We start from the raw sequence: 20,897 nt of genomic DNA, 5'->3' as shown, positions 1-20,897 counted from the left end.
GCGCGAGATGCGGGCCGAAGCTTCGTTGCCGGACGGGTGGCCTACCAGGGCCGGCTCCAGCCCACGACAAAAGTCTGTTTGTCGCGGTGGTTGCCGCCGAGCGTGGCTGCATAATAGGCCGCGACACCACTGATCAGGAGCGACGCCGCCGTGATGAAGGCGGCAAGCATCGTCAGTCGGCGGGCATGGTCGGCGGCGGCGCGGGCTTTGGCCTCCAGCTCGGCGGCCTGCTGAACCAGTTGGTCGACACGCTGCTTGGCTTCTTCCGGCGGGATTCCGGCACGTTCGGCGACCGTCGATTCCAGATATTGGCGGTCGGCCTCGTTCATCTGCCCGTCGGCGATGGTGGACAGCAGGATGCGGGTAAGCCCGCCGCGATCCTCGCCTGACCCACCCCGCTCCGCCGCGGCGCTGTCGGGCGCTGGGGCAGCGGCGCCCGGCTGCGCTGCGCCTGGCCGCAGCAACCTGTCGAGCATCAGTTCGTTCTGATCGAGCGCCTCCCCGGCGGCGCCGGCTGCACCTGCGGCCACGGTGGCCGCGGCGCCTCCCGCAGCAGATACGGCCGAAGTCGCGGTCGAGACAACGCCGCTTATGCCGGAATAGGCGATGAAGGCACTGATCAGCACACCTAACGCCCAGACCGTAAGGCCATGCGCGCCGTCGCGCAGATCGGATTCATCCTCGCTGGCGTCGCCGAAGCGTCGGCGCAGCCGGCCCGCGAGATAACCACCGGCGAAGAAGCTCGAAATCTGCACCCAGAGTAGCCACAGCGCCGCGGCTATGGCAAAGCCCATGATCGACAGCCCCTCGCCTTCATAGGCCGAAGTGAGCGACAGGCCGAGCGCCGAGCCGAAGGTCAGCAGCACGAACGATACGGCCGTCGCCAGCAGAGTTCCGGCCAGGATTGCGGGCCAGTCGACATAGCTCCGGTCGTCGGCGACGACGGCCGTCGTTGCGGTTGTAAGGTTTTCGGCGATTGCCATGGTCGTTTCTCCGATAAGTTGCCTGTTTGCGGGTGCGAACGGGTCAGCGAAGACCGAACAGCGACAGGATCGCGAGGACGATGACGACGAGACCGACCAGATAAATGATGCCATGCATGTGAAAGCCTCCTTGTGCATTTCGCAGTGGAAGGCAAACAGGCAAGGAAGAACAAAGTTCCGCCACAATACGGTTTTGCCGGCGTGCCTTACCGTGCGGGCGAACCTGCAGGTGGCGCCGGCATAGGATCCGCGGCACTTTTGACGGGCAAGTGAACTTCCGTCATGCAACCGCGTTATGGACACGGCCGTATGACCGGTTGAATATCCGGCCGGCAAAGCCGACTGTCTCCGTCTAACCGCTTTGAGGGACCCCAAAATGATATCGACCCACAACGACCTGAAATCCAATGTCAGGAAGACTTCGATCGAGATCTTGAATGCCCGCCTCGCCGAGGCCATCGACCTCGCGCTGATCACCAAGCAGGCGCATTGGAACGTCAAGGGGCCGCAATTCATTGCCATCCACGAGATGCTGGACGGTTTTCGCACCGAACTGGACGGCCACGTCGACACCATCGCTGAACGCGCCGTGCAACTCGGCGGCACGGCGCTTGGCACTTCGCAGGTGGTCGCCGCCGAGACGCCCCTGGCGGCCTATCCTACCGACATCCATAAGATCAAGGATCACCTCGCCGCACTGATCGACCGCTATGCCGCGACGGCCAAGCGGGTGCGCGCCGCCATCGAGGAGGCCAGCGACGTCGGTGACGCCGACACCGCCGACATATTTACCGCCTATTCGCGCGCCCTCGACAAGTCGCTGTGGTTCCTGGAGGCGCATATGCAGGAAAGCGCCTGAAATCATTGCAGGATTTCATACGCTCAGGCTTCCAGACCTCCGGTGACCGACATTTCGACAGGAAACGTCCTGCCGAAAAGTCGATCATCGGAATCCTTGCCACTGAAGCCATTCAAACGTCGGGCGGCGTCAGCACCGGTTTGTCAGGCAGCGGGAAGAAGCGGAAATATGGCTCCGCTTCGCTGAACACCCGCGCGATAGACGGCCGGGTCAACAATCGGCCGTAATAGGCCCTCAGCCGCTTCTGGTTCTTGCCGATCGGCACCAGCGTATGCCCGTACATCAGCGCCGGCGCTGCCGCGCAGTCGCCCAGTGAAAAATCCTCGCCGGCGATCCATGTCTTCTCGCCAAGTTCGCTCTCGAGATGGCCATAGGCCTCAACGAGGCTGGCCTTCGCCTGCTCGACGCCGAACGGGTCGCGCTTGCCCTGCGGCCGCAACTCGTCGGCCACAATCCTCTGCATCGGCTCATGCACATAGTGGTCGAAGAACCGGTCCCAGAAGCGCACGCGCCACGCCGCGTCGGCGTCGTCCGGCACGAACCGCACGGGCCCCGGATGAAACGCGTCGAGATATTCGATGACGATGGTCGACTCGGCCACCGTGGCGCCGCGCTCCGCGTCGACCAGTACCGGCATCTTGGCCATCGGCCAGACCGCCCTGAAGGCAGCCGCCGAATCGGGATTGCCGAAATCGACGATAATCGGCTCGAAGCCGGTCCCGTTCTCGTAGAGCGGGATCAGCACCTTGTGGCAGAACGACGCCAGCGGATGGTAATAGAGCTTCAGCACCGTAGGCTGCCTCCCGATTATGACTCCCGGAACCTACTCGAAGAACGGTGTTGACGGATTGGCGAAGGCAACGCGGCCCTTCGGCTCCTCCCATTCTTCCTGTCGTCCGAGCGGCGTCAGGTCGAGCCAGTAATAGCCGCCGCCGACCATTTCCGCGCCGCGGCCGTAGTTCGAATAGGTATGATAGATGGTGCTGCCATCGCGCAGGAAGACGCTGCGGCCGGGCTGCTCGGTCGACTTCGACCCTTCGAAATAATAGCCGGTGCCGGCTTTCTCGTGCTCGGCGATGGTCTTGTAATTGTAGGTATCCGCGCCGCGCTTCGGGTCGATCGTCGCCTGGAAATCGTAGTTGAAGTCCGAACCGAACGACGAATACCAGGGGAAGGTCCAGCCGCGCTCTTCTCTGTAGCACTCCAGCTTGGCCAGCGGCGCGCGCGATACATGCGCGAGCGAGGTGGCGCGGGCATGGAGATGGCGGATCAGCCCGTCGGAAATCTCGTCGGCGCTTCCGGTGCAGCCCTGGCAGCCCTTTTCCCAGTCAGGGTCAAACATGAAATGCACGATGATCAACTGGCGTCGGCCCTCGAACAGGTCGAGGAGCGTCGCCTTGCCGTCCGGCCCGTCGAACACATAGTCCTTTTCGACCTTGACCATCGGCAGTTCGCGGCGGGCGACGCTGAGCTGGTCGCGGGCGCGCGTCATCTCCTTTTCCCTGTCTAGCAACGCCTTGCGCGCCGCTGTCCATTCCTCCTGCGATACGATTTCGGGAAGTGCCATGATTTTCTCCTTCTTGTCCGGCGTCCGCCGATCGGGCGCGGACGCTGCAAATCAAGGACGGTGGGGCGGGGGCGGTTCCGACATCCGAAACGCCGAACGGTTCACTTCCGTTGCGCCGTGCCGTCCAGATAGGTGGCGAGCGCCTCGAACAGCCAGCGGCACCCCTCCTCACGGTCCTTCACCTGGTCCTTGCCGTCCAGAAAGGCGGCCTGCTCGGTGTAGACAAGTTTCGTGCCATCGCCTTCCGCCAGAAACTCGATCGTCGCCAGCGATGCGGAGAACGGCGTATCGCCGAGCAGCATGGAATAGGCGAAGACGATCCGGGTGTCCGGCACGATGTCCATGAAGACCGTGTCGTTGCCCATCTGCGATCCCCCGCCAAACCGGAAGCGGCTGCGTTCAAAACCGCCGACGCGGAAATCGCTCTCATAACTGTCGGTCGTCCATCCTTCGCCGTCGACGAACCATTTGCGCTTGTGCGCCGGATCCGAAAACGCCTTGAAAACGACCGCCGGCGAAAAATCGTAACGGCGCTCGATGCGGAATTTTGCGTGTTCGACGGAATGTTTGGTCATGACTTTTCTCCTCGCAAACGGCCATGCTCTCAAAGTTATCGGCCGAATTAACTAGTTGCAATATGCAAGCAGTTGCAAATTAGCCAAACCGATGGCATATTGCAACTGGTTTTTCGGAGAAATGTATGGATGCGGTTTCGGACCACCGCTCGGGGTGCCCCATCAACCTGACGGTGGAGATTCTCGGCGACAAATGGAGTCTGCTGATCCTGCGCGACATGATGTTCGGCAACCGCCGCCATTTTCGCGAGCTGCTGACCCATTCGCAGGAAGGCATCGCCTCCAACATCCTCGCCGACAGGCTCAAGAAACTGGTCGAGCAGGGCATGCTGACCCGCGCCGACGACCCCAGCCACAAGCAGAAGGCGATCTACAGCCTGACCGGACGTTCCATCGAACTCGTGCCGGTCTTCGCGCAGATCGGCGCCTGGGGCTCGAAATGGCTGCCGGTGAGCGAGGAACTGTCGATCCGCGCCATCCTGCTCGATCAAGGCGGCCCGAAAATGTGGAACCAGTTCATGCGCGAGCTGCGCCGCGCGCATCTCGGCGAACAGGACAACGCCGATCCGGACGAGATTCCGGTCTGGATGCAGTTGCGGAAAGCCTATGAAGAGGTGATGGCGCGCAAGGGCGGTGGCGGCTCGCCTCTCCCGCCGGCTTGATCCCGCAGCCGGCCATTCCGTTCCCTGCTACTCGACCGCCTCGGCGACGGCCTTGCCGCATTCCACCGTCGAGGCGCGGCCGCCGAGATCGCGAGTACGGGTCGCCGGCTCCGACAACGTCCGCTCGATACCCCTGACGATCGCCGCCGCCGCGGTCGGCTCGCCGAGATGGTCGAGCATCATCGCCGCCGACCAGATCTGGCCGACCGGATTGGCGATGCCGAGCCCGGCAATATCCGGCGCGGAGCCGTGCACCGGCTCGAACATGGAGGGGAATGTGCGTTCGGGATTGATGTTGCCCGAAGGCGCGATGGCAATCGTGCCGGTGCAGGCTGGACCGAGATCGGAAAGGATGTCGCCAAACAGGTTGGAGGCGACGACGACGTCGAACCAGTCCGGATGCTGCACGAAATGCGCGGTCAGGATGTCGATGTGGTATTTGTCCCATTTGACCTCGGGATAGTTCCGCGCCACCGCTTCGACGCGTTCGTCCCAATAGGGCATGGTGATGGAGATGCCGTTCGATTTGGTGGCCGACGTCAGGTGGCCCTTGCGGGTCGCGGCGAGTTCGAAGGCGAATTTCAGGATGCGGTCGACGCCGATCCGCGTCATCACCGTTTCCTGCACCACGACCTCGCGCTCCGTGCCCGGGAAGATGCGCCCGCCGATCGATGAATATTCTCCCTCGGTGTTCTCGCGCACCACGTAGAAGTCGATATCGCCGGGCTTGCGGCCGGCAAGCGGCGAGGGAACGCCGGGCATCAGCCGGCAAGGCCGCAGGTTGACATACTGGTCGAACTCGCGCCGGAACTGGATCAGCGAACCCCACAGAGAGATGTGGTCGGGCACACGCGAAGGCCAGCCGACCGCGCCGAAAAAGATGGCGTCGTGCGAGCCGATCTGCTCCTTCCAGTCGTCGGGCAGCATTTTTCCGTGGCGCTCGTAGTAGTCGCACGAGGCAAAATCGAACGTGTCGAGCTTGAGTTCGAAACCGAACCGCCGCGACGCCGCTTCGAGCACACGCAGGCCCTCGGGCACCGTCTCCCTGCCGATCCCGTCGCCGGCGATGACCGCGATCCGGTAGGCGTTGGTCTTACGTGTGTTCATGATCGTGATGCCGCTTGCCCTTGAGGGTTGAGGTGGCGCTCACCCTGATTGGAGAGCGGCGCGGGGTCAACGCCCAAGGCGGGCTACTGCTTCGGCGTTCCCGTGCCGACGCGGGAGACGCTTTGCCTCTGTGCCAGGATAGAAGCACTATCCCGAAGATTCAGCCGATACGTCGCCACCGAGGAGCAGCACGCTGGCGCTCTGACCCGTTCGGCGCCACCGGCGCGGCAGGTCCGTCACTTCGACGCCAGCAGCCTTTCGCGATTGCGCACCGTCTCAGCCTCGTCGATTCCGTCGTCCCGGAAAACGACGCCGTAGGTTTGCTCGGCGCTGTCGCGCGACACCTTGCCGTCGTCCAGATCCTTGCGAATCCTGTCGATCGATCGTTTGAGCGGATCGCCATATCCACCGCCTGCCGCCTGCTCGTGCAGCACCAACGTGCCGGCCCCAATGTCGAGCGTCACCTTGCCGGACAAGGGCGACACCTTGCCGTCCTTTTTGATGAAATTGCGCGACGGCGCGCCCGGCCCACCGCCGAACAGCCCATAGGGCTGGTGTCCCGTGCGGTCGGCTCGGAGTTGCAGCACGGCCCGTTCAGCGAGAAGCCGATACGATCGCACAAGGCCGAGCCCGCCGCGGAATTCCCCCGCCCCGCCGGAATCGTCACGAAAGCCATAAGTCTCCACCCGGATCGGATAACGGGCCTCCAGCGTCTCCACAGGCAGGTTGGACATGTTCTGCGACGGGTTGGTCACGCCCTCGATGCCGTCCTGGTCGTGGCGTCCGCCCCACGCGCCATTGATCATGTCGACGAGGATGAAAGGCGTACGATCGGCATTGTAGCCGCCAATGGCGACGACCGTGTTGCCGCCCTCGCCCGCCGCCATCACCTTTTGAGGCGCCACCTGCGCCAGCGCCCCCATCACCGTGTCGACCACACGGTAGCCGGTCAATGCGCGGGCGGCGACCGGCGCCGGCATGCGCGGGTTGAGGATCGATCCCTCCGGCGCGCTGATGCTGATACAGCGATACACGCCGGCATTGTTGGGCACCTCGCGGTCAAGCGCGCAGCGGATGGTCAGATAGGTGGCGGATTTGACGAAGGAGAAGGTGGAATTGATCGCGCCACGCACCTGGGGTGAGGAGCCGGCGAAATCGACATGCACATGGTCGCCCTTGACCGCCAGCGCGCATTTGATGGCGATCGGATCGGGCGAAAAACCGTCGCCGTCGATGTAGTCGGCGAAATGATAGACGCCGTCGGGCCACGATGCGATCGCCTTGCGCGTCAGCGCCTCGCCGTAATCCATCAGCCGGTCGAAATAGAGTTCGAGTTCGGCCTCACCATAACGGTCGAATAGCCGCAGCAGATCGCGCTCGCCCAGCATGCACGTGGCGTGCTGGGCGTCGAGGTCGCCGATCACCAGATCGGGGAGCCGGACGTTCGCACGGATCAGCGACAGCAGCGTCTCGTTCGGCTCGCCCCGGTCGAACAGTTTTGTCGGCGGGATACGCAGCCCCTCCTGAAAAATCTCTGTGGAGTCGCTGGCGTTGGAACCGGGAACACGGCCGCCGACATCGCAATGATGGGCGATCACCACGGCGAAGCCGCACAGCCGGTCGGCCCGGAACACCGGCTTGAACATGAAGATGTCGGGCAGGTGCATGCCGCCGGCATAGGGATCATTGAGCACGATGACGTCGCCGGGCGAAAGGCTTTCGGCAAAACGTTCGCGCACCACCTCCATCGCGTCCGGCACGGCGCCGAGATGCAGCGCGACGGTTTTCGCCTGCGACAGGATGCGGCCCTGTCGGTCGCAAAGCGTGACGGAATAATCGAGCACGTCGCGGACGATCGGCGAGCGCGCCGTGCGCATCACCGCGTAGGCCATATCGTCGACGATGGTGTCGAGCGCGTTCTTGATCACCGCGAAGGTGATCGGATCGTATGAATCGCTCATGCGCGGTCCTCCGCCGACAGGGTCGCGATGAGGTTGCCTGCCGCGTCGACCTCGACGCTTGCGGACGGTGGAATGACGACCGTCGAGTCGCGGCTTTCAAGGATGAGCGGGCCACGCATCGCCCCCGCGAAGGCGCCTCTTTGCATGACCACGGCATCCAGCCATCCCAGACTACTGCCGAAATAGGCATGGCGGCGGGAGCTTGCAGCCAGCGCTCCGGCGTCCGGGCTTCGCATGGCTGCGAAATCCAGCACGGCGCCTTCGGCCAGCGATGTCGCCAGCCGAACCGCTGCGGTCTCGATCGCATCCTTCGACGCGTAGCCGTAGATCGTCTTGTAGCGCGACAGGAAGTCCTCTCGCAACGCGGCGGCGCTCACCTCGGCTGGCAGGGGAACGGCGACCACCGCCTCCTGCCCCTGGAAGCGCAGTTCGACGGTGAAGTCATGATGCAGGGCCGCGCCGGCATAGCCGTCGGCGCGGAAAGCATCCTCCGCTTGCCTGCCGAGGCCTTCCACCGCCTCATGCAACACGCCAGGGTCCAGATCGTCGAGACGGCCCGGCAGGGCACGCGTGAAATGATGCTCCAGCCGACCGGCGAGCATGCCAGCCGCCGTGAACACGCCCGGCGCGACAGGGAACAGGATGCGGCGGATGCCGAGCATGGCCGCAAGATCGCAGGCATGAACCGGCCCCGAACCGCCGAAGGCAAGCAACGTGAAATCGCGCGGATCGACGCCGCGCTCCACGGTCACAGCCCGGATGGCGCGCGCCATGTTGGTGTTGGCGACGTCGCGGATGCCCTGCGCCGCCGCTTCCACCGATATGCCGAGCGGCCTCGCTATATGCGTGTCGATCGCCTGTCGCGCGGCCTCGACGTCGAGCATCAGCGCCCCGCCGCCGAGCGCCGCCGGCAACAGCCCCAGCACGACATTGGCGTCCGTCACCGTAGGGCGTTCGCCGCCAAGACCGTAACAGGCCGGCCCTGGCACCGCGCCGGCCGAGACCGGCCCTACCCGCAGCAGCCCGCCCTCGTCGAGCACCGCAATCGACCCGGCGCCGCTGCCCACTTCGGCAACGTCGACAGTCGGCACGCGCATGAGATAGCCGCCGGCCTTGATGAAGCGGCTGGGCGTCGAGATGCCGTCCCGGAATTCGTATTCGTGGGTGCGGCTGACTTCACCGCCGGCGATCAGGGTCGCCGAGGCGGTGGTGCCACCCATGTCGAAGGCGATGAGGTCGCCCTGACCGATACTGGCGCCGAGGCGCGCCGCGCCGACCGCGCCGGACGACCGCCCCGAACTGATGAAGAACACCGGCTTCGACCGGGCAAGCGCGACCGTCGACAGGCCGCCATTCGAATTGCCGATCAGCAGCGGCGCGCGGATACCCAGCGCGGCCAACGCGTCCTCCAGGCGCGCGATGTAGCCGCGCAGCACCGGCAGCACATAGGCGTTCACCGCGACTGTGGAGCAGCGCTCGTATTCCCCCATGGAGGGCAGCACCGCGACCGAGGCGCTGACGCTGCATTCCGGAAAAGCCCCGGCGACCGCCTCGGCGGCGGCGCGTTCGTTCGCCGGATTTGCGTAGGAATTCAGGAAGCAGATGGCGATCGATTCGATCCCCTCGCCAACGAGAAACCGCGCGGCTTCGATTGCCTGCGCCGGATCGAGCGGCATGAGAATTGTCCCGTCGGAGGCAGTTCGCTCGTCGACCTCGACCCGCCAGCGTCGGCGGATCAGCGGCTCCGGTTTGCGCCAGGAGAGATCGAACATGCCGGGCGTACGAACCCGCCCGATCTCCAGCACGTCGCGAAAACCCTTCGTGGTGATGAGGCCGCAACGAGCACCGGCCTTTTGCAGCAGCGTGTTGGAACCCACGGTCGTGCCGTGCAGCACTTCGGAAACGTCAACGGGGTCGTAGCCGGCCTCGGCAAGGATGGCGCGAACGCCGCTGACCACTGCCTCTTCCGGGCGAGCCGGCGTCGATGAGACCTTGAGGAACACCGCCGGACGATTTTCCGCGATCAGCACGAGGTCGGTGAACGTGCCGCCGATGTCGACCCCGATGCGGACACCCGGCATGCTTTCCAATCCTCGATTGCTGAATGCTGACATTCTGCATCGGCACGCCCCGAACACAAGGGGCGATTCTTGATTGTCAGCAATTTTGCTTGCGTGCTTCGAACGGGCAGCTTATCTCCAACGGAAAGATGCCGGTACGAGGCCTCATGACCAGACTCGCAAGCCTGAAGACCGAAAAACGCCTGCTCGATCGCCGCGCCGCCGATCATATCCGTTCCCACATTCTTGCCGGCGTCCTGCCCGCCAACAGCCGCCTGCTGGAAACCCAGCTCTCCGAGGAACTGGAAGTCAGCCGCGGCACAGTGCGCTCGGCGCTGGCGCAGCTTGCCGGCGAGGGGCTTGTGCGGCAGGTCGCCTTCACGCGCTGGGAAGTGTCCGGCACCTCAGCCGCGGACGCCTGGGAGATCTACACGCTGCGCGGCGTACTCGAGGGGTTGGGCGCACGGCTTGCGGCGATGAGCCTCGGCAAGGAAGAAGGTGCAAAACTGCGCACCATCGGCGGCGAGCTTCTGCGGGCGATCCGCGAGGGACGGTTCCAGGACGCCACCGACATCGACTTCGATCTTCATGCCGCGATCATCGCCGCCGCCCGCCACGGACGGCTGGCCGACCAGCATCGGCTGATCCTTCACCAGGTGCGCTTCCACATGGTGCAGTCGGGTTTCCTGCCGAAGGACTATGACCATCTGATCGACGAGCACGAGGCGCTGATCGAGGCGGTGATCAGCGGCGACGCCGACCGCGCCGAGTTTCTGGCGCGCAGCCACAACGAGGCCGAGGTCAAGGCGCTGACCGAACTGCTGCACCGGGGCACCCGCAGCGAGGTTGCGGAGCCGGAACGCGCATAGCCGCGACGGCCCAGCCGGACCCGCGCATGGGAAAGTGAACGACATGCAGAACGTGGCGTTGCAATTGCGGGCCGGCGACGAGGTGGCCATCGCCATGCGCGACATCGCCGCCGGCGAGCGGCTGGCGCCGTTTGCGACAGTCGCCCGCGAGCCGATCCCGTTCGGCCACAAGGTCGCACTACAAGCGCTTTCCGCCGGTGCGCCGCTACACCGCCTCGGCCAGCCGATCGGCCTGGCGACGGCGGCGATCGATGCCGGCGCGCATGTGCATGTGCACAATCTCGGTTTCGAAGTGTCACTGGCGGAGCGCGAGATCGGCACGCGCCTCAGCAACACGCCCTTTCTGCCGGCAAGCGAGGTGCCGACCTTCGACGGTTTTCGGCGGTCGGACGGCCGTGTCGGCACCCGCAACTACGTCGCCGTGCTGACCTCGGTGAACTGCTCGTCGCTGGTAGCGCGCATGATCGCCGACCATTTCCGCAACCCGGCGGTACTCGCCGATTTCCCCGGCGTCGACGGCGTGGTCGCGCTCACCCACAAGTCGGGCTGCAGCGTCTCCGAGGGCGGCCGTTCCATGGGCATGCTGCGGCGGACTCTCGGCGGCTATGCGCGCCATCCCAATGTCGCCGGAACGCTGCTCGTCGGCCTCGGCTGCGAGGACAACCAGATCAAGGCGCTGATGCGCGACGAAGGCCTTGTCGAAGGCCCGGCCATGCGTACGCTCGTGATGCAGGAGGTCGGCGGCACACGCTCCAGCGTCGCCGCTGGCATCCGCGCGGTCGAGGAAATGCTGGAGCAGGCGTCGAAGGCGGTGCGCGAACCCGTTCCGGCGAGCGCACTGACGGTCGGGCTGCAATGCGGCGGCTCGGACAGCTTTTCCGGGATCACAGCCAATCCGGCGCTGGGCGCGGCGGTCGACCGGCTGGTTGCCTGCGGCGGCACGGCGATTCTTTCGGAGACGCCGGAGATCTATGGCGCGGAAAACCTGCTCTTGGAACGCGCCGCCAGCCGCGGGGCGGGCGAAAAACTGGTCGGCCTGCTCGACTGGTGGGAGGAGCATACCCGCGACGAACCGCAGGGCCTCGACAACAACCCTTCGCCCGGCAACAAGGCGGGCGGCCTGACGACGATCCTCGAAAAATCCCTCGGCGCGGTGGCCAAGGGCGGAACCACCAATCTCGTCGACGTCATCGCCTATGCCGCTGAGGCGCGCGGCCCTGGCCTGATCTTCATGGATTCGCCCGGCTTCGACCCGATCTCGGCGACCGGGCAGGTGGCCGGCGGCGCCAATCTCATCTGCTTCACCACAGGCCGCGGCTCCTGCTTCGGCTGCAAGCCGGCCCCCTCGCTGAAACTCGCCACCAACTCCGCCATGTACCGGCGCATGGAAGAAGACATGGACGTCAACTGCGGCGAGATTCTCGACGGCATGGCAAGCGTCGACGAGATGGGCGAGCGCATTTTCCGCGCAATGCTCGCCACGGCGTCAGGCGCGCCGACCAAAAGCGAGTTGCTGGGCTACGGCGAGGACGAATTCGCGCCGTGGCACGTCAATGCCTGGCTCTGAAATCGAACCGAGAGGACATCATGCCGATCATCCGCGTCGAATTGTTGGAAGGCCGCAGCGTCGAGCAGAGGCGCGAATTCGCCGAGGTCGTGACCCGCGAGACGGCGCGCATCCTTCGCTGCACGCCTGAGGCCGTCAACGTCGTGTTCTCGGAGGTCCGCCGCGACGAATGGGCCGTGGCTGGAAAACTCGCAAGCGATCCGAAAAGCTGATCAGCGCCCCAGCGCGGCGCGCAGGTTCGGGCTGAGGATCACCGTTTCGCCCTTATAGCCGGCCAGCGCGCCTTCGATCAGCGCGAGGTCGCAGCGCGCGCTGTGGCCACGTGCATAACCATTCACCGCTTGCGCGCCGGGATAGCGGCCTTCCGGATGGCGATAGAGGTCCATGCCGGCGATGACCAGGCGGCGCGGCTGCAGGGCCGCCGCAACGGCGATCATCAGCGCGCCGTTCGTCGGGATTTCCCTGGCGCCGAAATCGGCTATGGCCGGCTCCAGCCGATCGAGCATCACAAAACCATTCTTGGCGCGGCGGCCGGCAAAAAGATGCTGACACAACACGATCCGTCCGCCCTCCGATCTCGGAAAGACCAGGATCGCCTTCGATCCCCTGGGCGGCACATCGGGATCGGCGGTGAAGACGGCGTCGGGATTAGTCATCACGCCACGCGCAGCCCAGGTCCAGTTGACACGGAAGAGCGTCGCGTCGCGGTAGGTTATCAGCTCCGGGCGTTCGGACGTGGGGCCGTTGCCGAGGCAGACGATCGTCTCAGGCGTGCCAAGCCGCGTTCGAAGCGTTTCAACGCTGCCGATCTCCGGAACGCAGATAAGTTTCTCCAAGATGCTTTGCCGGCGTATTTTCTTCCCGCGTGTGGATTCCACCGGCGACCCGAGATCACGCGCCCACCCTCGCCTCACTGCTTCCGGCGCGGCGGCGTCCAGAAATTTCGCCACCCGCCAGCGGCGCCAGAACCGGTCCGCAAACCTTCCGTCGGGCGGCCCTTCGATAACAAGTTCATGGCTGAAACGGCGGCGTACCGCCTCCAGGTCGCCGCGCGGCACGGCAAGGATCAGCCGAAAATCCGACCGGTCGCGCAGCAGCGCGTCTACGTCCGGCCAGGCACGCTCGACCGACGCTGCATCGCCGTGCAGCACGACGGCCGGACGGCGGTCGTGCGGCTGCCCCGGCGGATCGAGCAGACCGAGGCGCCTTGCCAGGTTCAACACGAAAACGCTCCTTGAACGCGACGGCGACCCGCGTCAGGCGTAATTGACGTAGATCGTCTTCTTCTGGAAATAGGCGTCCAGGCCATATTTTCCGTCCTCGCCGCCGATGCCGCTGTCGCGAATGCCGGCGTGGTGGGCGTGGACCGCGTCGCCGCCCGGCCGGTTGACGTAAATCTCGCCGAATTTCAGCTCGCGCACCAGCCGCATCATTCGGCGCATATCCTTGGTGAAGACGTAAGCCGACAGGCCGTAACGCGACTCGTTGGCGAGCCGCAGCCCCTCGTCGAAATCATCGACCTGCATGATCGGCACGACCGGCCCAAAAACCTCGTCCTGCATGATCGCCATCTGGTTGTCGTCCACCGAAAGCACGGTCGGCTGGAACCAGTGACCCTTGGAAAATTCCTCGCCGGCCATGCGCCCGCCGCCGGTCAGCACCTCGGCGCCATCGGTGGTGGCGCGTGCCACCATACGCTCGACCTTCTCCAGTTCCGGCTTGCTGAATTTCGGTCCGACATCGACCAGCAGCGTTGGGTCGCCGACCTTCAGCGCCTCGACGGCGGCGACGAAGCGCTCGGTGAACTCGCCGGCGACGCGGCGATGCACATACATGCGCTCGTTGCAGATGCAGATCTGCCCGCAATTCTCGAAGCGCGACAGCACGGCGGCGCGCACCGCCGCGCCGATATCGGCGTCCTCGGCGACGACGAAGGGCGCCTTGCCACCAAGTTCCAGCCTGAGCAGTTTCAGGTCGTCGGCGGCATTGCGGAAAATCTCCTTGCCGGCCCGCACGCTGCCGGTCAGCGTGATCAGCCTCGGAATCGGATGGCGCACAAGTGCTGCGCCAAGATTCTCGCCGGTGCCGCTGACGACGTTAACGACGCCCGGCGGGAAATCCGCCTGTACCGATAGCTGCGCGATTTCGAGCGCCGAAAGCGGCGTCCCTTCATGCGACTTGATGACGACGGTGTTGCCGGCGATCAGCGCCGGTCCCATCTTGCGGCACATCAGCGCCGCCGGATAGTTCCAGGCCGTCAGCCCGACCACGACGCCATGGGCGACGCGCTGGATCCAGATTTGCTCGTCCGGCATGTCGGAGGGAATGATGTCGCCGGTGATGCGGCGCGCTTCTTCGGCCGCATAGGTCAGGTAAAGCGCCGCCCCCTCGATCTCGCCGCGCGCCTCTTGGTTCGGCTTGCCCTGCTCGGCCACTACGATGCGCGCCAGCCGTTCGCGGTTTTCGAGGATCAGCCGGGCGAGGTCCCTCAGATATTGGCCGCGCGTCGCCGGCGGCAGCGCCTCCCAGCCCGGTTGCGCCGCGCGCGCCGCCACCAGCGCGCGGTCGGCGTCGTCGGCGCCGCCATTCGGCACGGAGGCGATGACCGCCTCCGTCGCTGGGTTCTCGACGTCGATCCATTCCTTGACGGTGGATTCGACCCACTGCCCGCCGATGAATTGCTTGTAGCGGTCGACGCCCTTCACCAGTTCCTTCATGGCCGGCATGCGATTGTATTCCTATCTTTTTCTCGTTGAGAGATTGAGGTTTTCGGTCAGCCGGCGACGGGGCGGAGCCGCTCGTAGCCCATCATCTCCGGCAGCCACAGCGTGATGTCCGGCACGAACACCAGAACGAACAGCAGCGCGATCAGCACGAACAGGAATATCCACAATTCCTTGGTGATCTCGGCCACCTTGATGCCCGACACGCCGGCGATCAGGAAAACCAGTTCGCCCATCGGCGGCGTCACCAGGCCGATCATCATGTTGACGACCGAGGTCACGCCGAAATGCACCGGGTCGATGCCGAGATGGATGACGGTCGGCATCAGGATCGGCACGATGATCAAGAGCATCAGCAGCGTGTCGAGGAAGGCGCCGAGGATCAGGAACAGGATCGTCACCATAAGCAGGAACATGGTTGGCGACAGGTCGAGGCCAGACATCCAGAGCCCCAAACGTTCGGGAATCTGTTCCGAAGCGACGATCCAGTTCATGACAAGCGCGCCGGCGATGGTGATGGCGACAATTCCGGTGGCGCGCGAAGATTCGACCAGCACGCCGACGAAGTCGGGAAGGCTGAAGGAGCGGTACCAGAGAAAGGCTAGTACGAGGCCGATCGCGGCGCACACCGCGGCGGCTTCGGTCGGCGTCACGGCGCCGCTGTAGATGCCGCCGAGCATGATCGCCGGGATCATCAGCGCCGGCAGCGCCGTAAACGTGGCGTTGACGGCACGCTTCATGGTTGGAGGCGGTTCGGTCGGAAAATTGCGGCGGCGCGCCAGGTAGACGACGACCAGCGATTGCGCCCCGGCAAGCAGGAGCCCCGGGATCACGCCGCCCATGAACAGATAGCCGATCGAGGTGTTGGTGACGGTGCCGTAGAGGATCATCGGGATCGACGGCGGGATGATCGGTCCGATGATGGCGGAAGTGGAACTCAGCGCGGCAGCGAAGCCGGGCGAGTAGCCGGCCTTCACCATCATGTCGACTTCCAGCTTACCCGGTCCGGCTGCGTCGGCGAGCGCGCTGCCGCTCATGCCGGAGAAGATGACGCTGGCGACGATGTTGACGTGCGCCAGCCCACCCTTGAAGCGCCCGACGAGCAGGTTGGCGAACTCGAACAGGCGGTCGGTGATCCGGGAGGCGTTCATGATCTCAGCCGAGAAGATGAACAGCGGCACCGCCATCAGCACGAAGCTGGAATAGAGGCCGTTGAGACTCTGCGAAGCGACGAGCCCGATATCCTGCCCGGTGAGGAACAGGTAGACGATCGCCGCGCACAGCATCGCGTGGCCAATCGGCATGCCGAGGAACGACCAAACAAAGAACAGCGCGAACATGATCCAGGCTGAAATGCTCACGCCGGCCTCAGAGATTTTCTTCCCAGCGCCGGCCGGCAAGCCGCCAGACGCGAATGGCAGACCCGATGATCACCGCCAGCATGAAGATGACGAAGCAGGAATAGACGAGATCCATCCGGATCTTGAGCAGCATCGAGGAGCGTCTGCCGAGAAAGATCACGTAGTCGAGCACACCGGGCAACGCCGCCAGGAAGATCAGCCCCATCGTGGCGGTGTTGACGATCGCCAGGACCCGCCGTTTGCGGGGCGGGATCGCGTGGTAGATGAGGTCGAAGACGATCTGCCGCCGCTCGCTGACCAGCATGCCGGCGCTGAAGAACACAACCCACACATAGCCGATCGAACACAGTTCCAGTGACCATGCCACCGGCATGTTCAGCACGTAACGGCTGATGATCTGGATCAGGAAGCCGGCGAACATCACTGCGAACAGGACCGCGGAAACCTGCTCCACGGAGCGGTTCCAGCGGCCCATCCAGCCCGTCGCCGGCGCCTCAACCTTTGCGGCGCCGGCCGTCTCCATGCGTCAGGCAGCCTTGATGCGGTCGAGCAGGCCAGCCGGCCAGGACTTGGCGAAATCGGAATTCTCGAACGCGCCGAGCACCTTGGCGCGGAAGGCGTCGACATCCGGCGTCGACACGGTGACGCCCTTGCTTTCGAGGAACGCGGCGGCATCCTTCTCACCGGCGAGCACATTCTCGTCGTTGAACTTCTTGGCTTCGATCTCGGCCGCCAGGACCGCCGCCTGTTCTTCAGGCGTGAGGCTGTCCCAGAACGCGACCGGCATGGCGAAGAAGGTGTTCGACACCTGGTGGTTGGTCAGTACGATCTGCTTGGCAACCTCGTAGAACTTGCTGGAGATGATGTCCGTCAGCGGGTTTTCCAGGCCGTCGATCGTGCCGGTCTGCAGCGCAAGGTAGATTTCCTCGAAGGCGAGCGGCGTGGCGTTGCCGCCCAGCGCGTTGCCGAGGAACTGCCACGCTTCCGAGCCCGGCATACGCAGCTTCAGACCCTTGAGGTCGTCGGGCGTCTTCACGTCCTTCGGCTCGCGCAGCATCACCTGGCGGCTGCCGAGGTACTGACTCTTGACGATGTGCAGGCCGATATCCTTGGCGACGCGCGCCTTGTACTCGGCGCCGATGTCGCCGTCGTAGACCGCATCCAGATGCGCGGCGTCGCGCATCAGGTAGCCGGTCGTGAAGATCGAATACTCCGGGATCAGCACGGCGATGTCCTGCGGCGAGATCATGCCCACCTCGAGATTGCCGCGCTGCATGGCCTCGACTTCGGTGCCCTGTCCGAACAGCGTGCCGTTGAAGTGGATCTGCACGTCGAACATTCCGGGCGCGTCGCGGTCCAGCGCCTCCTTGAACTTCACCAGGCCTTTAGACTGCCATTCCTCCGCCGAGCCGGGCGTCGAGATGCGGATCACCTTGCCGGCGGCAAACGCGGTCCGCGACAGCAATGGCGTTGCGAGCACGCCGGCGGCGGCTCCTGCAAGCAGTGCGCGGCGGCTGATTATCCGGCCGGGCCGGAAACTCCTCTGTTCCGTCATGATGTCTCCCTCTGCGGTGCAATTTTCTTATCGCGGGCCGAGAGCCTCGCCCCTACCCGATGATGCTTCCACAGCCATTCCGAAGCGTCAAGATGAATGTTGACAATTTGCAATCAATCATTTTTCTCTGACGGCGCGGCTTTGTTTCCTGCTTTCCGCCGCCTGCGAGATTCATCATGACCCAGGCCTCCGGGCTTGCCGCCTCCCATTCCGGTTCCTTGCCGGCGACCCGCTGCCTGGCCGTCGCGGCGGCGACGCCGGTGACGGACACGTTCCAGCCCGACGCCCTGCTGCTGGCCGCGCATTGCAAGATGCTGCTGGAGGCGGGCTGCGACGGCGTCGCGCTCTTCGGCACCACGGGCGAGGGTCCGGAATTCTCGGTGCGCGACCGCATGGCCGGGCTTGATGCAGTGCTGGCCGCCGGCATCCCGGCAAAGAGGCTCATCGTCTCGGTGACGGCGCTCGCCATTCCCGATATCGTGGAACTCGCCCGGCACGCACTCGCCGCCGGCGTGGACAGCATTCTGTTGATGCCGCCCTGCGTCTACCGGTCCGGCGTCACCGAGGAAGGCACGTACCGGTTCTACGCGACGGTCATCGACCGGCTAGCGCGCGACGATCTGCGGCTCTGCCTCTACCATTTTCCGGACATTTGCGGCGTGCCGTTGACGCCGCGCGTGGTCCGCAGGCTGGACGAAGGATTTCCCGGCATCGTCACCGGCATCAAGGACAGCGGCGGCGACCTCGGCTTCACCGAGACGCTGGTGCGCTCCTTCAGCCACCTCGGCGTCTACACCGGCACCGAGATTCATGTCCCGCGGGCGCTGGCGATCGGTGCGCGCGGCACCATCTGCGGCCTCGCCAATGTCATGCCTCGCCTGATGCGCGCGATGTTCGAGGCGCCGACCGCCTTCGACCGGCGCAAGCTGGTTCCGCTGATCACTTCGGGCGACCTTGTCCTGTCGCGCCAGTCCTTCGCGGCGTCGATCAAGGCCGTGCTCGCCCATGCCTCGGGCCAGGCAGGATGGAACCGCATGATCCCGCCGATCAACGCCCTGCCCCACCCGGAGCGGCGCTGGATGCTGGAGGATTTTTTCCGCTGGGACGCGTCGCTGCCGTCCCCCATGCGCACATTCGCCTCCTCGGGCGCGGACGAAGTTCAAAAAGTCACGCCGCTGCGGCGGGCCTCGTGAACAGGACAGCAAGGAAATCGAAAAGATGACGAAATGGACGGGTGTTTTCCCCGCGGTGACCACGAAACTCACGGCCGACGGCGCCGTCGACGTCGCATGGACGCAGAAGAGCATCGACCGGCTGATCGCCGGCGGCGTCTCCGGCGTCATCGTGCTGCCGATGCTGGGCGAGAACGCCTCGCTGTCGATGGCCGATCGCGAGACCGTCATCCGCGCCGCCAGGGAGGTCGTCGCCGGCCGCGTACCGCTGCTCAGCGGGCTGGCGGAAGTGTCGGCGGCCTCCGCCGCCGCGTCCGCGCGCCACTATGAAAAGCTCGGCGCCGAAGGGCTGATGGCGTTCCCATCGATCGCCTACAAGAGCGATCCGCGCGAGACCATCACCTGGTACAAGGGGCTGGCGGCAAGCTGCGGCCTGCCCATCATGATCTACAACAACCCGATCGCCTATGGCGTCGACGTAACCCCACCCATCCTCAGCGCTCTGGCGGACACCCCGTCGATCGTCTGCATCAAGGAGGAGTCCGGCGACATCCGCCGCGTCACCGACCTCTACAATGCCTGCGGCGACCGCTTCTCCATCTTCTGCGGCGTCGACGACCTCATCCTGGAAAGCGTTGCGCTCGGCGTGACCGGCTGGGTGTCGGGCATGACCAATGCCTGGCCGGAGGAATGTGTGCGCCTGTTCGAACTGGCCCGCGCCAACCGCTACGACGAGGCGCGCGCGCTTTACCGCATCCTGACGCCGGCCTTCCACCTCGACACCCACGTGAAGCTGGTGCAGTACATCAAGATGGCGGAGCAGATGGTCTATGGCGCGCCGGAATGGGTGCGCCCGCCGCGCCTGCCGCTCGAAGGCGCCGAACGTGAAACGGTCGTGGCGGTCATCGAGGAGACAATCCGCAAGCTCGCGGCCGCCTAAGATCGTCGGGCAGACCGGCCGCCGGATCGGAAGGAGAAAAAATGGCTCACGCCTTCACCGCGGCCGACGCGACCAGACACGGCGCCAACCAGCTGGACCTCGACACGCCGGAAATCCGGCAGGCGCGCATCGACCTCGCCGCCTGCTTTCGCGTCGCCGCGCGGCAGGGGCTGGAGGAAGGCATATGCAACCATTTTTCCGCACTTGTGCCGGGCTTTGACGACCTGTTCCTGGTCAATCCCTACGGCTACGCTTTTCGCGAGATCACGGCCTCCAGCCTGCTGATCTGCGATTTCAACGGACACGTGGTGGCCGGCGAGGGCCAGCCGGAGGCGACTGCCTTCTACATCCACGCGCGCATCCACAAGAATGTGCCGCGCGCCCGCGTCGCCTTCCACACGCACATGCCCTATGCGACGGCGCTGGCGATGACGGAAGGCGATCCGCTGATCTTCGCAGGCCAGACGGCGCTGAAGTTTTATGGCCGCACCACCTTCGATCGCGACTATCGAGGACTGGCGCTCGACGAGCACGAAGGCGACCGCATCGCGGCCAGCGTCGGAGATGCCGACATCGTCTTCATGAAACATCATGGCGTGATGGTGCTCGGGCCGACCATCGCCGAGGCCTGGGACGATCTCTATTACCTGGAGCGCGCCGCGCAGGTTCAGTGCCTGGCTCTGTCAACGGGCCGGCCGGTGCTGTCGATCGACCCTGCGATCGCCGAGGCAGCCTACCGCCAGATGCGCGAGGGCGACCCCGAATCCGCCCGGCTTCACCTCGAAAGCGTCAAGCGGGTACTGGACGCCGAGGAGCCCGGCTATAGGAACTGACACCGGCCGGCTATTTGCCTTGACCTTCTGTACCGGCGGCCAAGGCAAATGACCTTTGATACGGGTGCCATTCGTTTCGAGAATCCTTTAGGCAAGCCGGCGG

Annotated in this window: 20 protein-coding genes; 8 read left to right on the top strand and 12 right to left on the bottom strand. The window is 64.8% G+C overall.

The window, feature by feature from the left end; genetic code table 11:
* Positions 1-41 precede the first annotated feature (41 nt).
* The gene (locus ACH196_RS27940; protein ID WP_396650117.1) at positions 42-983 is read right to left on the bottom strand and encodes a hypothetical protein; all 942 of its coding nucleotides are present in this window, start codon (positions 981-983) and stop codon (positions 42-44) included.
* Positions 984-1,359: 376 nt separating this feature from the next.
* On the opposite strand from ACH196_RS27940, the gene dps reads away from it, so the two are divergent.
* Entirely contained in the window at positions 1,360-1,842 is a 483-nt protein-coding gene (gene dps, locus ACH196_RS27935; RefSeq protein ID WP_396650116.1) for a DNA starvation/stationary phase protection protein Dps, read from the top strand.
* 112 nt (positions 1,843-1,954) lie between these two features.
* Here dps and ACH196_RS27930 read toward each other — a convergent pair whose 3' ends face one another.
* The 3 genes from ACH196_RS27930 to ACH196_RS27920 all read right to left on the bottom strand — a co-directional run bounded on the left by ACH196_RS27930 (position 1,955) and on the right by ACH196_RS27920 (position 3,984).
* On the bottom strand, positions 1,955-2,632 hold the full coding sequence (locus tag ACH196_RS27930; RefSeq protein ID WP_396650115.1) for a glutathione S-transferase family protein: 678 nt from the start codon (positions 2,630-2,632) through the stop codon (positions 1,955-1,957).
* Between the two features lie 33 nt (positions 2,633-2,665).
* Positions 2,666-3,409 (bottom strand): DUF899 domain-containing protein, encoded by a 744-nt coding sequence (locus tag ACH196_RS27925; protein WP_396650114.1) that lies wholly within the window; start codon positions 3,407-3,409, stop codon positions 2,666-2,668.
* Between the two features lie 101 nt (positions 3,410-3,510).
* Complete coding sequence (locus tag ACH196_RS27920) at positions 3,511-3,984, bottom strand: SRPBCC family protein (RefSeq protein ID WP_396650113.1); 474 nt, start codon at positions 3,982-3,984, stop codon at positions 3,511-3,513.
* A gap of 125 nt (positions 3,985-4,109) precedes the next feature.
* Here ACH196_RS27920 and ACH196_RS27915 point away from each other — a divergent pair, with 125 nt between their 5' ends.
* The gene (locus ACH196_RS27915; RefSeq protein ID WP_396650112.1) at positions 4,110-4,646 is read left to right on the top strand and encodes a winged helix-turn-helix transcriptional regulator; all 537 of its coding nucleotides are present in this window, start codon (positions 4,110-4,112) and stop codon (positions 4,644-4,646) included.
* A gap of 27 nt (positions 4,647-4,673) precedes the next feature.
* Here the strand turns inward: ACH196_RS27915 and ACH196_RS27910 are convergent, their stop codons facing one another.
* The 3 genes from ACH196_RS27910 to ACH196_RS27900 form a co-directional block, all read right to left on the bottom strand.
* The gene (locus ACH196_RS27910) at positions 4,674-5,753 is read right to left on the bottom strand and encodes a tartrate dehydrogenase (RefSeq protein WP_396650111.1); all 1,080 of its coding nucleotides are present in this window, start codon (positions 5,751-5,753) and stop codon (positions 4,674-4,676) included.
* A 236-nt stretch (positions 5,754-5,989) separates the two neighbouring features.
* Positions 5,990-7,714 (bottom strand): hydantoinase B/oxoprolinase family protein, encoded by a 1,725-nt coding sequence (locus ACH196_RS27905; protein WP_396650110.1) that lies wholly within the window; start codon positions 7,712-7,714, stop codon positions 5,990-5,992.
* Positions 7,711-9,795 carry a hydantoinase/oxoprolinase family protein gene (locus ACH196_RS27900; protein WP_396650109.1) on the bottom strand — a complete coding sequence of 695 codons (2,085 nt, stop codon included), beginning with the start codon at positions 9,793-9,795 and terminating at the stop codon, positions 7,711-7,713. Before ACH196_RS27900 ends, ACH196_RS27905 begins: the two co-directional genes overlap by 4 nt.
* A gap of 146 nt (positions 9,796-9,941) precedes the next feature.
* Between ACH196_RS27900 and ACH196_RS27895 the strand changes: the two genes are divergently transcribed.
* From ACH196_RS27895 to ACH196_RS27885, 3 genes are read left to right on the top strand one after another with little or no spacing between them, the layout of a single operon-like run.
* Positions 9,942-10,643: a GntR family transcriptional regulator gene (locus tag ACH196_RS27895; protein WP_396650108.1), complete on the top strand. Its 702-nt coding sequence runs from the start codon at positions 9,942-9,944 to the stop codon at positions 10,641-10,643.
* A 43-nt stretch (positions 10,644-10,686) separates the two neighbouring features.
* Positions 10,687-12,210, top strand: a complete 1,524-nt coding sequence (locus ACH196_RS27890) for a UxaA family hydrolase (protein ID WP_396650132.1) — start codon at positions 10,687-10,689, stop codon at positions 12,208-12,210.
* A 20-nt stretch (positions 12,211-12,230) separates the two neighbouring features.
* The gene (locus ACH196_RS27885) at positions 12,231-12,422 is read left to right on the top strand and encodes a 4-oxalocrotonate tautomerase (protein WP_396650107.1); all 192 of its coding nucleotides are present in this window, start codon (positions 12,231-12,233) and stop codon (positions 12,420-12,422) included.
* Here the strand turns inward: ACH196_RS27885 and ACH196_RS27880 are convergent, their stop codons facing one another.
* The 5 genes from ACH196_RS27880 to dctP are packed head-to-tail and all read right to left on the bottom strand — an operon-like array spanning position 12,423 to position 17,849.
* Positions 12,423-13,433: a hypothetical protein gene (locus ACH196_RS27880; protein ID WP_396650106.1), complete on the bottom strand. Its 1,011-nt coding sequence runs from the start codon at positions 13,431-13,433 to the stop codon at positions 12,423-12,425.
* 33 nt (positions 13,434-13,466) lie between these two features.
* Entirely contained in the window at positions 13,467-14,936 is a 1,470-nt protein-coding gene (aldA, locus tag ACH196_RS27875; protein WP_396650105.1) for an aldehyde dehydrogenase, read from the bottom strand.
* 47 nt (positions 14,937-14,983) lie between these two features.
* Complete coding sequence (locus ACH196_RS27870) at positions 14,984-16,294, bottom strand: TRAP transporter large permease (RefSeq protein WP_396650104.1); 1,311 nt, start codon at positions 16,292-16,294, stop codon at positions 14,984-14,986.
* A gap of 7 nt (positions 16,295-16,301) precedes the next feature.
* Positions 16,302-16,817, bottom strand: a complete 516-nt coding sequence (locus ACH196_RS27865) for a TRAP transporter small permease (RefSeq protein WP_396650103.1) — start codon at positions 16,815-16,817, stop codon at positions 16,302-16,304.
* Between the two features lie 3 nt (positions 16,818-16,820).
* The gene (gene dctP / locus ACH196_RS27860; protein WP_396650102.1) at positions 16,821-17,849 is read right to left on the bottom strand and encodes a TRAP transporter substrate-binding protein DctP; all 1,029 of its coding nucleotides are present in this window, start codon (positions 17,847-17,849) and stop codon (positions 16,821-16,823) included.
* 176 nt (positions 17,850-18,025) lie between these two features.
* On the opposite strand from dctP, the gene ACH196_RS27855 reads away from it, so the two are divergent.
* The 3 genes from ACH196_RS27855 to ACH196_RS27845 are packed head-to-tail and all read left to right on the top strand — an operon-like array spanning position 18,026 to position 20,794.
* Positions 18,026-19,042: a dihydrodipicolinate synthase family protein gene (locus tag ACH196_RS27855; RefSeq protein ID WP_396650101.1), complete on the top strand. Its 1,017-nt coding sequence runs from the start codon at positions 18,026-18,028 to the stop codon at positions 19,040-19,042.
* Between the two features lie 25 nt (positions 19,043-19,067).
* Entirely contained in the window at positions 19,068-19,961 is an 894-nt protein-coding gene (locus tag ACH196_RS27850; RefSeq protein ID WP_396650100.1) for a dihydrodipicolinate synthase family protein, read from the top strand.
* 41 nt (positions 19,962-20,002) lie between these two features.
* Positions 20,003-20,794 (top strand): aldolase, encoded by a 792-nt coding sequence (locus ACH196_RS27845; protein ID WP_396650099.1) that lies wholly within the window; start codon positions 20,003-20,005, stop codon positions 20,792-20,794.
* Positions 20,795-20,897: the final 103 nt, after the last annotated feature.

The sequence above is a fragment of the Mesorhizobium sp. IMUNJ 23232 genome (assembly GCF_044326205.1).
Lineage (GTDB): Bacteria > Pseudomonadota > Alphaproteobacteria > Rhizobiales > Rhizobiaceae > Kumtagia.
The sequence above is the reverse complement of the archived record's forward strand: the minus strand, read 5'-3'. Positions and strand labels throughout refer to the sequence as shown.

What these genes read in the sequence shown, in the direction of transcription:
- ACH196_RS27925 (WP_396650114.1), bottom strand. Translation starts at nt 3,409, where the DNA reads ATGGCACTTCCCGAAATCGTATCGCAGGAGGAATGGACAGCGGCGCGC.
- ACH196_RS27910 (WP_396650111.1), bottom strand. Translation starts at nt 5,753, where the DNA reads ATGAACACACGTAAGACCAACGCCTACCGGATCGCGGTCATCGCCGGC.
- ACH196_RS27915 (WP_396650112.1), top strand. Translation starts at nt 4,110, where the DNA reads ATGGATGCGGTTTCGGACCACCGCTCGGGGTGCCCCATCAACCTGACG.
- dps (WP_396650116.1), top strand. Translation starts at nt 1,360, where the DNA reads ATGATATCGACCCACAACGACCTGAAATCCAATGTCAGGAAGACTTCG.
- ACH196_RS27905 (WP_396650110.1), bottom strand. Translation starts at nt 7,714, where the DNA reads ATGAGCGATTCATACGATCCGATCACCTTCGCGGTGATCAAGAACGCG.
- ACH196_RS27890 (WP_396650132.1), top strand. Translation starts at nt 10,687, where the DNA reads ATGCAGAACGTGGCGTTGCAATTGCGGGCCGGCGACGAGGTGGCCATC.
- dctP (WP_396650102.1), bottom strand. Translation starts at nt 17,849, where the DNA reads ATGACGGAACAGAGGAGTTTCCGGCCCGGCCGGATAATCAGCCGCCGC.
- ACH196_RS27865 (WP_396650103.1), bottom strand. Translation starts at nt 16,817, where the DNA reads ATGGAGACGGCCGGCGCCGCAAAGGTTGAGGCGCCGGCGACGGGCTGG.
- ACH196_RS27855 (WP_396650101.1), top strand. Translation starts at nt 18,026, where the DNA reads ATGACCCAGGCCTCCGGGCTTGCCGCCTCCCATTCCGGTTCCTTGCCG.
- ACH196_RS27850 (WP_396650100.1), top strand. Translation starts at nt 19,068, where the DNA reads ATGACGAAATGGACGGGTGTTTTCCCCGCGGTGACCACGAAACTCACG.
- ACH196_RS27900 (WP_396650109.1), bottom strand. Translation starts at nt 9,795, where the DNA reads ATGCCGGGTGTCCGCATCGGGGTCGACATCGGCGGCACGTTCACCGAC.
- ACH196_RS27885 (WP_396650107.1), top strand. Translation starts at nt 12,231, where the DNA reads ATGCCGATCATCCGCGTCGAATTGTTGGAAGGCCGCAGCGTCGAGCAG.
- ACH196_RS27920 (WP_396650113.1), bottom strand. Translation starts at nt 3,984, where the DNA reads ATGACCAAACATTCCGTCGAACACGCAAAATTCCGCATCGAGCGCCGT.
- ACH196_RS27845 (WP_396650099.1), top strand. Translation starts at nt 20,003, where the DNA reads ATGGCTCACGCCTTCACCGCGGCCGACGCGACCAGACACGGCGCCAAC.
- ACH196_RS27895 (WP_396650108.1), top strand. Translation starts at nt 9,942, where the DNA reads ATGACCAGACTCGCAAGCCTGAAGACCGAAAAACGCCTGCTCGATCGC.
- ACH196_RS27940 (WP_396650117.1), bottom strand. Translation starts at nt 983, where the DNA reads ATGGCAATCGCCGAAAACCTTACAACCGCAACGACGGCCGTCGTCGCC.
- aldA (WP_396650105.1), bottom strand. Translation starts at nt 14,936, where the DNA reads ATGCCGGCCATGAAGGAACTGGTGAAGGGCGTCGACCGCTACAAGCAA.